Annotated in this window: 1 protein-coding gene; it reads right to left on the bottom strand. The window is 69.5% G+C overall.

Features of this window, described 5'->3' with window-relative positions; translation table 11 throughout:
• Positions 1–275 (bottom strand): hypothetical protein (locus KVT44_RS56085; protein WP_217576980.1); only part of this gene is annotated, 275 nt, incomplete at both ends.

Genomic DNA, 275 nt, shown 5'->3' with positions numbered 1-275 from the left:
CGGAACGTGCTGTCGCGTCGGCTCAGGAGGCCGACGACGAGCACGATCTCGACCGCGTTGAAGGCGCCGTACAACAGACAGAGCTGCCAGGGGCGCCCGCCGATCGCGTTGGCGACGGCAGGGGGTCCGAAGATCAGGACGATCACGACCCATCGGCGCTCGCGTGCGACCCGCAGCGCGAAAGCGAGCGAGACACCGGCGGCGGGCCACCAGATCGCGATGGGCAGTCCACTCGCCTGCAAGCGGACGCCGATGAGCGCGAGGAGCAGGATGGA

The sequence above is a fragment of the Streptomyces sp. GbtcB7 genome, from assembly GCF_019091445.1.
In the GTDB taxonomy this organism is placed as follows: domain Bacteria; phylum Actinomycetota; class Actinomycetes; order Streptomycetales; family Streptomycetaceae; genus Streptomyces; species Streptomyces mirabilis.
This window is presented reverse-complemented; position numbering and strand designations above follow the sequence as displayed.